The 12,658-nt window shown below is 40.3% G+C and carries 11 protein-coding genes; 9 read left to right on the top strand and 2 right to left on the bottom strand.

Annotated features, from left to right (window positions below):
• Positions 1-165: 165 nt before the first annotated feature.
• The 4 genes from ldpA (at position 166) to D1367_RS22295 (ending at position 5,708) form a co-directional block, all read left to right on the top strand.
• On the top strand, positions 166-1,326 hold the full coding sequence (gene ldpA / locus D1367_RS22280) for a circadian clock protein LdpA (protein WP_118168293.1): 1,161 nt from the start codon (positions 166-168) through the stop codon (positions 1,324-1,326).
• Positions 1,327-1,410: 84 nt separating this feature from the next.
• Positions 1,411-3,144, top strand: coding sequence for a R3H domain-containing nucleic acid-binding protein (locus D1367_RS22285; protein WP_118168294.1), 1,734 nt, complete (start codon positions 1,411-1,413; stop codon positions 3,142-3,144).
• Between the two features lie 487 nt (positions 3,145-3,631).
• Complete coding sequence (locus D1367_RS22290) at positions 3,632-4,705, top strand: DUF262 domain-containing protein (protein ID WP_118168295.1); 1,074 nt, start codon at positions 3,632-3,634, stop codon at positions 4,703-4,705.
• A gap of 13 nt (positions 4,706-4,718) precedes the next feature.
• Positions 4,719-5,708, top strand: a complete 990-nt coding sequence (locus tag D1367_RS22295) for a nucleotidyltransferase family protein (protein ID WP_118168296.1) — start codon at positions 4,719-4,721, stop codon at positions 5,706-5,708.
• Between the two features lie 15 nt (positions 5,709-5,723).
• On the opposite strand, the gene D1367_RS32350 is transcribed toward D1367_RS22295, so the two are convergent.
• Entirely contained in the window at positions 5,724-5,885 is a 162-nt protein-coding gene (locus D1367_RS32350) for a helix-turn-helix transcriptional regulator (RefSeq protein ID WP_244944956.1), read from the bottom strand.
• A gap of 331 nt (positions 5,886-6,216) precedes the next feature.
• On the bottom strand, positions 6,217-7,416 hold the full coding sequence (locus D1367_RS22305; RefSeq protein ID WP_118168298.1) for a Coenzyme F420 hydrogenase/dehydrogenase, beta subunit C-terminal domain: 1,200 nt from the start codon (positions 7,414-7,416) through the stop codon (positions 6,217-6,219).
• Positions 7,417-7,471: 55 nt separating this feature from the next.
• Between D1367_RS22305 and D1367_RS22310 the strand changes: the two genes are divergently transcribed.
• The 5 genes from D1367_RS22310 (at position 7,472) to D1367_RS22330 (ending at position 12,621) form a co-directional block, all read left to right on the top strand.
• Positions 7,472-7,657 (top strand): type II toxin-antitoxin system HicB family antitoxin, encoded by a 186-nt coding sequence (locus tag D1367_RS22310; protein ID WP_118168299.1) that lies wholly within the window; start codon positions 7,472-7,474, stop codon positions 7,655-7,657.
• A gap of 97 nt (positions 7,658-7,754) precedes the next feature.
• Positions 7,755-7,913, top strand: a complete 159-nt coding sequence (locus D1367_RS22315; RefSeq protein ID WP_410477566.1) for a hypothetical protein — start codon at positions 7,755-7,757, stop codon at positions 7,911-7,913.
• A 182-nt stretch (positions 7,914-8,095) separates the two neighbouring features.
• On the top strand, positions 8,096-8,902 hold the full coding sequence (locus tag D1367_RS22320; protein ID WP_118168300.1) for a PspA/IM30 family protein: 807 nt from the start codon (positions 8,096-8,098) through the stop codon (positions 8,900-8,902).
• Positions 8,886-10,637, top strand: coding sequence for a DnaJ domain-containing protein (locus D1367_RS22325; protein WP_118168301.1), 1,752 nt, complete (start codon positions 8,886-8,888; stop codon positions 10,635-10,637). Before D1367_RS22320 ends, D1367_RS22325 begins: the two co-directional genes overlap by 17 nt.
• A gap of 532 nt (positions 10,638-11,169) precedes the next feature.
• Positions 11,170-12,621, top strand: coding sequence for a glycoside hydrolase 100 family protein (locus tag D1367_RS22330; RefSeq protein WP_118171621.1), 1,452 nt, complete (start codon positions 11,170-11,172; stop codon positions 12,619-12,621).
• Positions 12,622-12,658 lie beyond the last annotated feature (37 nt).

The following is a 12,658-nucleotide window of genomic DNA, read 5'->3' on the forward strand; positions in this document are numbered from 1 at the left end:
CCTCTTAAGACACATGGGGAAGATGAGGGGAAAAAAGGGAATTATTGAACAAGTTTCTCCTTATTTCTTCCCAATGCCCAATTCGATAAACCCTAAATTAGCAAATCCGGACTTTTTCTTGATCGCAGAGTACTATTTTTAGTCGCATAAACGCATAATAGAAGTGTGACTGATCTGTTCGCCCCTTTACAATCTCTAAAACTTGGTGACTGGTTCAAGCTGATCTGCGGAGCCAGCTTCCAGCATTTACCGGCAGTCAGAAGTTTAACGTTAGCCTATACTTTGGCGGGCGCTGACTGCATAGATGTTGCAGCTGATCCAGCAGTGATTGCAGCAGCACAAGCAGGGCTAGAAGTAGCTAAAACTCTGGCTACGGATGCCCAAAAGCGAGGCTTTGGCTACAAAGGCAACTCACCCTTTTTGATGGTAAGCCTGAACGATGGAGAAGATCCCCATTTTCGGAAAGCAGAATTTAATCCTACTGAGTGTCCTACAGACTGCCCTAGACCCTGTGAACGGATTTGTCCGGCACAAGCGATCGTGTTTAACAATGTAAAAGAAAACTTTTCGGGAGTAATATCAGAAAAGTGCTATGGCTGCGGTCGTTGTATACCAGTTTGTCCTTATGGTATAATTGATACAGCTTCATATATGTCAACGCCGGAAGCGATCGCGCCATTGGTAATGTCAACGGGAGTAGATGCCGTAGAAATCCATACGAAAGTTGGGCGGTTGACAGAATTTGAGCAATTATGGCAGGCAATTTCACCGTGGGCGGATCAATTAAAGCTACTAGCTATCAGCTGTCCCGATGGCGAGGGGATGATTGACTACCTAAAAGCAGTATATGACCTGATTGCCCCACTCAAGAGTGCTTTAATTTGGCAAACCGACGGCCGTCCCATGAGTGGTGATATTGGCGATGGCACCACAATAGCGTCGGTGAAATTAGGGCAAAAAGTTTTGGCAGCTAAGTTACCGGGATATGTGCAGTTAGCAGGCGGCACAAATAGCTATACCGTTGCTAAGTTAAAGGCGATGGGACTACTCAAAGAGGCAAGGGAGCAGGGAGAAGGGAGCAAGGGGGAAAACTTTTCTCCTCTGCCCCCTGCCCCCTGCCCCTCTGCCTCCATCGCTGGGGTCGCCTACGGTAGCTACGCCCGCCTACTATTGTCACCAATTCTGGAACAGTTAGAGAATAAGGAGGTAAATAACACCAATGTGCAAGCAAATCTTCACCTTGAAGAAAATGACGTATTACTTTGGCAAGCTGTAAAACTTGCCCATTCTCTCGTTTCCCAGATCAAGTCACAGCAGGAGCGTTAATCGCTCGTTTTGGAAAATTGCCCAGAGCGGGTTCTCCTGCACGCAAATGTCCTCGCTATCTCTAAAAACGTCACCATAGAAAGCATGACGATTACAGACGATCTCCAAAAGTTATTAGACATTTTGCCCCAAGACCTGCAACAAGTACTAGAGAGTCATCCTAAACGAGATAGTTTAGTAGAAGTGGTCTTGGATTTGGGTCGTCGCCCAGAGGCTCGCTTTCCTAATCAAGCTGAGTATCTGAGCGAAATACCCGTTACTCAAGAACAAATAGATGATTGCATTCAACGAGTTGGAATCTTTGGCGGAGATAATCGAGCAGGAATTGAGCAAACTTTACATCGGATCAGTGCCATCCGCAACCGCACGGGTAAGATTATTGGCTTGACCTGTCGCGTTGGTCGAGCGGTATTCGGAACCATTGGCATGATCCGCGATTTGGTAGAAACTGGTAAATCGATTCTCATGCTGGGGCGTCCAGGCGTGGGCAAAACTACTGCCTTACGGGAAATTGCCCGTGTTTTGGCGGATGAGTTGCATAAACGAGTGGTGATTATTGACACCTCCAACGAAATAGCTGGGGATGGTGATGTTGCCCATCCCGCCATTGGTCGCGCTCGGCGGATGCAAGTGGCTCATCCAGATCAACAGCATCAGGTGATGATTGAAGCAGTGGAAAACCACATGCCAGAAGTCATCGTCATTGATGAAATTGGCACGGAACTGGAAGCTTTAGCGGCTCGTACCATTGCAGAACGGGGTGTACAGTTGGTAGGTACTGCCCACGGGAATCAGATCGAAAATCTGATTAAAAACCCCACCCTAGCTGATTTAGTTGGGGGTATCCAAGCTGTGACGCTGGGAGACGACGAAGCCAGACGGCGAGGTTCTCAAAAAACGGTTTTGGAGCGGAAAGCCCCTCCTACATTTGAAATTGCTGTGGAAATGTTGGAGCGCCAACGCTGGACAGTACACGAAAGTGTTGCTGACACAGTAGATAATTTGCTGCGGGGGCGTCAGGCTACCCCACAAACGAGAACCGTTGATGACCAGGGCAAAATCGCTGTTACAAGGCAGTTAGCTGTTGTCAACGGTCGCGGTGGACAGCTAGCGACAGTAGAAGAATCTTTCCCACCGGCGCGACCATCTAATGGCTGGCGTTCATCTGGACAAATGGTAGCACTGCCGCAATTGCCTGTAGAGCGGGTAACTGGACGTAGTGAGTTTGATCGTTTGCTCGATGAATCCTTCAATTATTCTGAAAGCATTGATTTGGATGCTGCTACAAGAGTGCCAGGGCCCAATGGTGAAGATTTGCCTCTGCACGTTTACCCCTATGGTGTTAGTCGCCATCAACTAGAACAGGTAATTAGCGTGCTAACTTTGCCCGTGGTATTGACAAAAGATATAGATAGTGCTGATGCAATTTTAGCACTGCGATCGCACGTCAAAAACCACGCCAAATTACGCCAAATGGCCAAAGCCCGTCATGTACCCATCCACATGATTAAGTCCAGCACCATTCCCCAAATTACCCGTGGTTTGCGGCGGTTGCTGAACATGGACGATCCAGAAATGGCCGATGACCTAGAATTGCAACTATTTTTGCACAATGGTAGCGATGATGAGATGGATGCCTTGGAAGAAGCCAGACTTGCTGTTGAGCAAATTGTGATTCCGAAAGGACAGCCAGTGGAATTATTGCCGCGTTCTCCCCAAGTCCGCAAAATGCAGCATGAGTTGGTAGAACATTATCGCCTCAAGTCGCATAGTTTTGGTGAAGAACCAAATAGAAGATTACGGATTTATCCGGCGTAACCTCACCCTCAACCCCTCTCCTTTTCGGAGAGGGGAGTTCTAATCAGCCTTAATTGCAGGGGCTGATTTTGTTTTGTAGAGGAATATGAGGATGATAGCCTTACAAGAGATGATCTAATCATTAATGTAAGCACACCGGAGACTTAGCATGTAAGCTCGACTTTATCCATTTTTTAGCAACTCTCAAGCTGATGCTGAAACCTTGGTGGGACAATAGTTTTACTTTTTCAGCTTCATCGATAATCTGTGATGTGGAAAAAGTATTTGCCAAAAAGCCAGGGTTTTTGCCGGATAAAGAAAACCGAGTTCTTAATTTTGGATAAAGTCGAGCTAAGAGAATGTTTGAAAAGTATTTTTCGTAACACCAAAGCCTCACAAACCTAACTGCCCTAGCCCCTTCCCTTTGATTGAATCTCGTTGAAAAGAAAAGCTAGTTAATAGCTACGATAGATTAAATACAAACCAAACTATAATACTAAGGATACTAATGAGTAGGACAATTAACTTTCAAACTATTTCTTGGTTTTGGGATCTTTATAATAGAAAGCTCCTTGAGCTTGATCCACCTTATCAAAGACGTAGTGTTTGGAATCAAGATTATAAAGATTTTTTTGTTGATACTGTACTTAATGGCTATCCTGCGCCTGCAATATTTATCTATCAAGAGATTACTCCTGAAGGAGTATCTAAAGTTAGTATAGTTGATGGTAAACAAAGATTATCTACTTTGTTTGAATTTGCAAAAAATGAATTTCCTGTGTATGAAAAAGCTACGATTGCAAGATTACGTGGTAAATATTTCAAAGATTTCGATCCTGAAGATAAACAGAACTTTTGGAAATATCAGTTTGCTATAGAATATGTACCATCATCTGACGAAAAAATAATTGGTAATATATTTGATCGAATAAATCGTAATGTAATTAAATTAACCCCTCAGGAACTTCGTCATGCAAAGTTTAACGGAGATTTCATTACTACCGTAGAAGAATTAACTAGCTGGATGTTTGATTATTTAGGTGGAACTTTTCCAACAATTGACCGAAAATCCAAAAAACAAATGAAAGACGTTGAAATGGTAGCTCAACTATTACTATTTCTAGAAGAAGGTGTTAGAGCTTATAGTCAAGAATATCTTGATAAAGCATTTAGTGACCGAGATATTAACTGGGAAGTGAAAGAGGAAATCGAAAATCAGTTTCGTAATACTGTTAAATATATAAAAGAGATATTAGATTTATCACAAGATATAAATCTATCTAAAACCAGATTGAAAAACCAAGCTGATTTTTACTCTTTATTTGGTGCTATTGCTGAGTTAAATCGTGAAATGGATAATAAATTTATGATAAATAAAGATATTGGTGAAAGAATTAATGACTTTCTGAAATTAGTTGGAGATGCAGAATTAAAAAATCAGTCTAAAGATTCACTAACAGAATACCAAAAAAATGCACTAGACTATTATAACGCTGTTAAATTTTCATTTACAGATGCAGGAACAAGAAAAACTAGAATTACAATTATGAAATCGGTGATTCAGGGAAATATAAATTTATGAAACTATTAGATTTATGATTTATCCTTCTATACTAGAACGTAAATATAACGAATACAGCCCTTTTGTTAAAAGAGTTTCAGAAATGGTTAAATCAACATTGGTAAACTTTTGTGAAAACAAAGGATATGCTTTTATTTCGCGCATTAAAAGTGTTGAATCTCTGGCTGAAAAAATTGAAACAGGTAGATTTAAAAAATGGTCGGCGTTAGACGATTTATTTGCTTGCACAGTTATAATACCAACTTTATCCCATGAAGAAGAAGTTATACAATTTTGTAAAAATGCTTTTGAGATTGCTCGAACAGTTAAAAGAGGACAAAATAAAAAAGCACCAGATATTTTTAGGTTTGATTCTACTAGAATATATGCTCAAATCAAAAAAAATTATGCCATAAATATAGATGATAAATTAAGTATTTATAATGTTATTTTTGAAATTCAGATTAAAAGCGCTTTTGAACACGCATGGTCAGTTTCAACTCATGATCTGGTATATAAAAACTCTGAAATTGACTGGAGAAAATTACGTTTAGCAGCACAAATTAAAGCAAATGTTGAACAACTAGATACGCTTATTCTGGCTTTTGAACAAACCTCTCTTATTATCCAAGAAAATAATTATCCTGATATAAAAATAAAACGTAAGTTAGCCAGTGAAATTAATAAGCTATTTGAAAAAGGTAAAATTCCTGATGAACTACAGCCAAAAGATATGAATCGTTTTTGTGATAACTTATATCGTCTTGCTGTTGATGCAAACCAAGAAAACAATATTCAAAAAATTATTGAAAATATAAAAACAGAAATTAACTCGACTCCATCTCAAAAAATTCCTCGTAGTATTTCATTGTTTCAATATTTGTTTGCTATATTAATACGTAATAAAATTATTGAAATTCCTATAAAAAACTACCACTGCCATATAACAGAAGAATTAACTACTTTATATCCCGATATAGAGATAGATAATGATAATATTTTTCTTTATAGTGAAGATCGTTAATTTATCAAAAAGCTTTTACTTACTTATTATCTTTATATTACGCAGCCGCGCCACTATCTCAGTACGATTTGCAACTTCCAACTTGCGGAACATCCTTTTCAAAGCTTGCTTAACTGAATTTTCTGTAATCCACAAAGTTTTACCAATTTCGACATTATTTACCGCCTGTGCTACCACTTCGGTAATTTGACTTTCTTGCGGGTCAGACGATTAGCTACAGAAGAATTAAATCTTGTTTGTGGTATTCCTAAGATTACTAGACAGACTGACATGTGTGTGAATACAGCAGCTAGGTTAGCAATACCCTGATGATTAAGTACTGGTGTGTCACTTACATGAGCAAAATAATGTGATAGCTAATGTCTGCTATTAGCTTGATATCAGTGCGATCACACTTATACCACTAGACAGACAGTATCACTTGATGTTCGCTCGTCAAGCTAGTAATTATAATTGAGTGGGGAGTGGCAAAGGGAATAAGCAATGCCCAATGCCCAATGCCCTATTTTTATTCTGGTAATTTATATTGCCCAACAATCCGCTTGGCAAACTCTGGAACATGCGCTTCTAATTTCTCTGGATGATTTCGCTTTACATACAAATAATTCCGAGTAAAGTGAGAATCAATGGAAAACCGCGCATATTCTAAACCCTTGGGGCCGATTTTTTCGATCACCACACCCATCAGTTTTGCTGCCCACATCGGGAGGGTAACGCCTTTATCGTAAGCGGGAATACTTTGCTGTACAGCTTCCTTCCGGTTGCCTTTAGACGTTACTGGTTGAGTATCTAACTGGTCTTTTACCAAATCCAGCATTTCCTTACCTGTATCATTTCTAACTACAATCCATTGCCAGCCGAAGGGTGCGCCCATGTAGCCAACGACTAAATCGGCTAGGGAGTTGACGTAATCAAAGCAACTCATACAAGATGGGGCAAAAACATCTTTGAGTTTGTTAGTCTTCAAGCCAAAGAAAGGCACTGTTTCTGATGAGCCATCCTGATGTTTGAAGTGAACCCGGAAGTCTTGCATAAATTCGTAATGCACAACTGTATCAGGCGATCGGCTGGTGGTTTCTAAGAATTTTTGCAGTCCGGCGCGGTTAACATTATCTACGCAGGGCGTACCCAAAACATACAGCTTTTCTAAGCCAAGTTGTTTTTCTACGGCTCGTAGCGCTTGGATTTGACAACCAACACCAATTACCAACAGCCGCTTCATTCCCGATTTTTCTACTTGTTCCAACACAGAAAGGTTGGGGGAAAGTGTTGGTTTATTTACCCGCGCTGCTAGTATTTCTTCTGGAGTCCGGGCGATGATGGGCATGGGTTGAAAGCGGTCTTCTTTGGTATTTTGCACACAGACGACACCTTCAACCATGCCGCGATTGAGCATTTCAATGGCGATGCTGCTAACAATACCCGTCCATTGTGCGCCTTCGATGGGCTGTTGCTTCCGCGCCGCCATCATGTCTTGGTGAACACCAAAGTAGAGTTCATCGGGGTTTTCGAGATGGCGCGATCGCGTGTGCGTTTCTTCTTCAAGTTCGCCTATCTGCTGATTAATAAAAGCACAGGCTTCCTTGACATAGTGAATATAGTATGTATCGCATAGTCCACACTCGCTACAGAGTTCTTTAGCAGGGCGGCGGCTGGTAGATTTTAAGGCTCTGGCTTTTTTGTGCTTGCTAGAATCAACAGAAGTCATATAAATTTTTTGTTTTATTTCAGGAATCGCTTTTATTACAATACCGTCACTCGCTATGAACTTGACGATAGAGATTGAACAAGAACACGATGGACGCTTTTTGGCTGAAGTTCTTGGTTTTCCTGGTGTACTGGCTTATGGGCAGACAAAGGAAGAAGCTGTTGCAAGAGTTCAAGCATTAGCACTGCGTGTCTTAGCAGATAAGCTGGAACATGGGGAAGCAACGCATAGCAGCAGTTAGCGCCAGTGCAGTCCAAAAATTTGATATTTTTAAGCAAATCGGCATCTTTTTAGTATTAACTTTATAATTTATATGAATACAAATTGGGTAAATACTAATGTTGCAATCCATTGAAGAAGTGTATAAGAACGGTAATATAGAACTTTCAGAATTACCATCTGATGTATCAGAAAGCCGTGTCATTGTAACTTTTTTAGAAGAAAAAAACTCAAATTCAAAAGCGGATAATGCGGCTTGGTATGTTTTCTGGAAATAATGAATCAACAGAAAAAGATTTTCAATTTACTGAATTTAATGGAGATGCCGAAGACGGCTTAGACTGGTCATATTTCCTGACGTAGCATTAAAAGCAAAAGTCAAGGCTTAAGTAATTTTTACGAGGACGTAACAGTGTTAATTAGTCTACGCTCTGGGTAATAAGCCTACTCAGATAAATTTATGGGACTTTACGACCAAAATCAATCGTCACAGGATGCGCTACGAAAGTTACGCGAAGGAGCAAGCCACTCCAGAGTAGCCCAAGAAATTGCTCAACGAGATTATGCGAAAGCTCAAGCAGAAGCTGATAAATGGGAACAAGAATATCAACTTGCTGTACAAGGAAGTAATCAGAATTTAATTAATCAAGTAAAATTCCAAAAGGAACGATACCAAGCAATTGCTAGTAGACTAAAAAAACTTGTAGGGGAGCAACAACCACAAGTAGACGCAATTAAAATTAGTTTGAAATCTTGGGAGCAAAAGGTTTCAGAAGCACAGAATGAGGTATTAAGTAGCAAGCCTAGTAACAGTGAGTTTTCACCGACATTCATTAAGCTTGAACATGAAGATATTGATGTGTGGGTTGATGATGAATTACAGCAACTTAAAGCATTAATGCTATCACCTAAACCTCAAGAGCAAACTAAAGCTAAAAAAGACAGAAAAGTGCTTTTAGCAGAGGCTATTAATGAGACAAAAAAAGCTGTCAACAGCGCTGTTGCTAATCAAGAAGGTATTGAGAGAGATTTTGAAAAAGCCCAGAAAGAAACTAAATACTGGAACGAAAAAGTTCAGGACGCTTTGAAAAACAATGATGATGATTTAGCCCTTCAAGCTGTAGTTAATAAAAAAGTTCAAAATAAAATTGTGCTTATTCTTCTAACTCAGCTTCAACAGCAGCAAGCAACAGTAGCTGTACTCAGACAAAATCTGATGACTCTAGAAAATTTCAAGAAAACATTAGGCAGTGACACAAAACTCTAAAACAGGTGCAGCATTCATTGCAGGCGGAACCATAGCAGGTGCTGGTATTTCCGCAACGGTAGGCGGGATGGGACTAGCAGGCGGATTTGGTGCAGTTGGAATTGGTGCAACTCCTGTAGCGGCTGCTGGCGCTGTGGCTGGTGCAGCTGTTTACGGTGCAATTAATGCGATCGCACAGGGAGATGCAGCGGCTTTCGCTACAATGGGAATTGGTGCAGTCGGCGGTGCTGGTGTTTATAGCGTCGTCGGTGGTATGGGTTTAATTGCACCTAAAGTAGGGCTGGCATTTGGGATTGGTGCAGTACCGATGGCGGGAATTGGTGCAGTGGTGGGACTCGCCGCCTATGGTATTGCCAAACTGTTAGATGAATCTGAAATTAGCGAAAGTCCAGCACAGCTTTTTGAGCGGATGGAAGAGAAAGTTTTGCTGATGGATTACTATTCCGAAGTAGTGATGGAATTAGAAGCATTTTTATCTGGTGAGGATCTCAACCAAAAATTTACTATTTTGCAAGTCGAAGATGAGTTACAAGCACTTAAGGCTGAATTCAAGAAAAAATCAGAATTTGTTACCCCTAAACCTTCTATTCCCAATATTGAAGCAGAAAAAATATCTCTGACAACCCAGCTACCTGAAACTTGGAGATGTGTACGCACACTCAAAAGTCACTTAGCGGCAGTTAATGCGATCGCTATCAGTCCTGATGGTAATACTTTAATCAGTGGCAGTGATGACAGACAAGTTAATTTGTGGAACTTGAAAACCGGAAAATGGCTTTACACGTTTTCTGGACAAGCAGAAGCAGTTTTATCTGTTGCTATCAGCCCTGATGGACAGCAGATTGCAAGTGGTAGTGTCGATCGCAAAATCAGCACTTGGCAGATGGACACAAAAAAATTTCACCATACATTCTTTTATTTAAATCCCTACAGTCATAATGGTTTTGTTAACTCGATTGCCTACAGTCCAGATGGCGCAATTCTTGCTAGTGGTAGTGCCGATAAAACTATAAGAATTTGGGGACGCTACACGAGAACAATAAAACGCACTTTGAATGGACATTCAGATGCAGTTTTGTCTGTTACTATTAGTCCCGATGGTAAAATTCTTGCAAGCAGTAGTGCTGATAAAACTATTAGGCTTTGGGATATCAAAACTTGGCAACAGCGCTACATTCTCACTGAACATTTAGGAGCAGTAAATACAGTTGCCATCAGTCCTAACAGTCAAACTCTTATTAGCGGTAGCACAGACGCCACAATAAAGCTGTGGAATCTCCAAACTGGAAAATTACTCTCCACTCTGACTGGACACTCAACGGCGGTTTTGTCTGTTGCCATCAGCCCCGATGGAAAAACCCTCGCCAGTGCCAGCAGAGACGGTATGATCAAACTTTGGAATTTCCACACTGGGGAACTAATACAAAATCTTTCTGGGTTTAATCCCGTTACTTTCAGTCCTGATGGCAAGACGCTGGTAAGTGGCGGTAATGGCGGAAGCATCAAGATTTGGAGTCAATTTACTCTCGACTCTGAATTATCTGGGGAATGGTGGGAAGTCTTGGGTGTAAATCAGAGCGATCGCCCCAAAGATATCAAAATTGCTTACCTTAGATTAGCAAGATTGTATCATCCTGATGTCAACGGTTCTACAATTGCAAAAGCCTCAATGCAAGCAATTAATCAAGCTTATAAAGAATTTCAGGAGCAGTTAAACGCTTACAAATGTCAGTAGGGTAAAATATATAACTCTTAAGGTGTATTGACATCTGAACTTTTTCAAGCACTCATCTTGCATATTTTAAAAAAACGTTATAAATTATTAGATTATAGGGTAATAATCTGACCTCTTAGTGTCAAAAACTAATCCGGCTCAAGTAAATATACTGCAACCAGTTTTAACTTCATGCAAATCCTAAACAGCACTGAAGATATGTTTTTATTTGGTAAAGCAAAGATTCTGTACATGAAACGGAACAATAAATAATCTAAAAATATATCTTGTGTGACTGTTTTTTAAATCATGTTACTGCTGGCGGTGAGGAACAACAATTAGAATTCACCAAAAGATTAATACATTATAAGCAAATTAACTAGCAATAAAGCTGCATCTATGTCAGCAGGTTTATTTATTCTGAGTTGATTAATTTTTCTCTAAATTATATTTGCTATTCAAAGAATCGTTTTTGTTATGCTGAGAATGGCAAAAATAATAAATGAAGACGCATCTACCACAAATTCACAATCCTTATGGAGCTATTCTGGCGATGCACCTAAACGAATTGGAAACTACTGAAAATTTAAAAGAAGTCGAAGAAGCTTGGCGAACACTAGAAAAATCAATTCTCTATTATCAGGGGCGTCCTGTTGGGACAGTAGCCGCTTATGATGCATCTGTAGAGGCGCTCAATTATGACCAGTGCTTTGTTCGGGATTTTGTATCTTCAGCTCTAATTTTTCTGATCAAAGGTAGAACAGATATTGTTCGCAATTTCTTAGAAGAAACCTTAAAGTTGCAACCTAAAGAAAGGGCATTAGATGCATATAAACCTGGGCGAGGATTAATCCCAGCTAGCTTTAAAGTTGTATCAGAAAATGGGCAAGAATATTTAGAGGCTGATTTTGGTGAACATGCGATCGCTAGAGTTACACCCGTAGATTCTTGCTTATGGTGGATTATTTTATTGCGTGCTTATGTAATTGCCACAGAAGATTTTTCTCTAGCCTATCAACCTGAATTCCAAAATGGCATCAGGTTAATCATGGAAATCTGCTTGGCGAATCGTTTTGATATGTACCCAACGCTGTTGGTTCCAGATGGTGCTTGTATGATTGACCGTCGTATGGGCATTTATGGGCATCCTCTAGAACTACAAGTCCTCTTTTACACGGCATTGCGTGCATCTCGTGAACTGCTAGTTTGCCAAGGTAATTCCGATATTGTTGCAGCCATTGATAACCGTTTGCCTCTTTTATGCGCTCATATTCGCCAGCATTATTGGATAGATATTAATCGCCTGAATGCAATTTATCGCTTCAAAAGTGAAGAATATGGCAAGGGTGCCGTTAATCTGTTCAACATATATGTAGATTCTGTTCCCTATTATGAATTAGATAAGTGGCTGCCAAAAAAAGGTGGTTATCTAGCAGGTAATGTCGGGCCGTCGCAGCTAGATACTCGCTTCTTTTCACTCGGAAACTTAATGGCAATCATTTCAGACTTAGCCACCGAAGAACAGTCACAAGGGATTATGACTCTCATTGAGGATCGATGGGATGATTTGGTGGGAGATATGCCAATGAAAATTTGTTTCCCAGCTTTGGAACATGAAGAATACAGAATTGTAACTGGATGTGACCCCAAAAATATCCCCTGGTCGTATCATAATGCTGGTAGTTGGCCAGTTTTAATGTGGATGTTAGCGGCGGCGGCAGTGAAAACTAACAAAATAAGTCTTGCACAAAAGGCTATTGAAACTGCCCAAGGACGCCTCAGTACAGATGAATGGCCAGAATATTACGACGGTAAGAAAGGGCGACTAATTGGCAAACAAGCTAGGAAATATCAAACTTGGACAATTACTGGGTTCTTATTAGCAAAAGAACTGATGGCAAACCCCACTTATTTACCATTAATCAGCTTTGGTAAATTACCAGCAGAACAGGTTTCTAGAGCATGTGAGTTTGAAATCGCCAGTGTTGACCCGTATATGACTTGATAGGGAAGTTAGGAGTTAGGAGTTAGGAGTTAGGAGT

It is taken from the genome of Nostoc sphaeroides (assembly GCF_003443655.1).
Lineage (GTDB): Bacteria > Cyanobacteriota > Cyanobacteriia > Cyanobacteriales > Nostocaceae > Nostoc > Nostoc sphaeroides.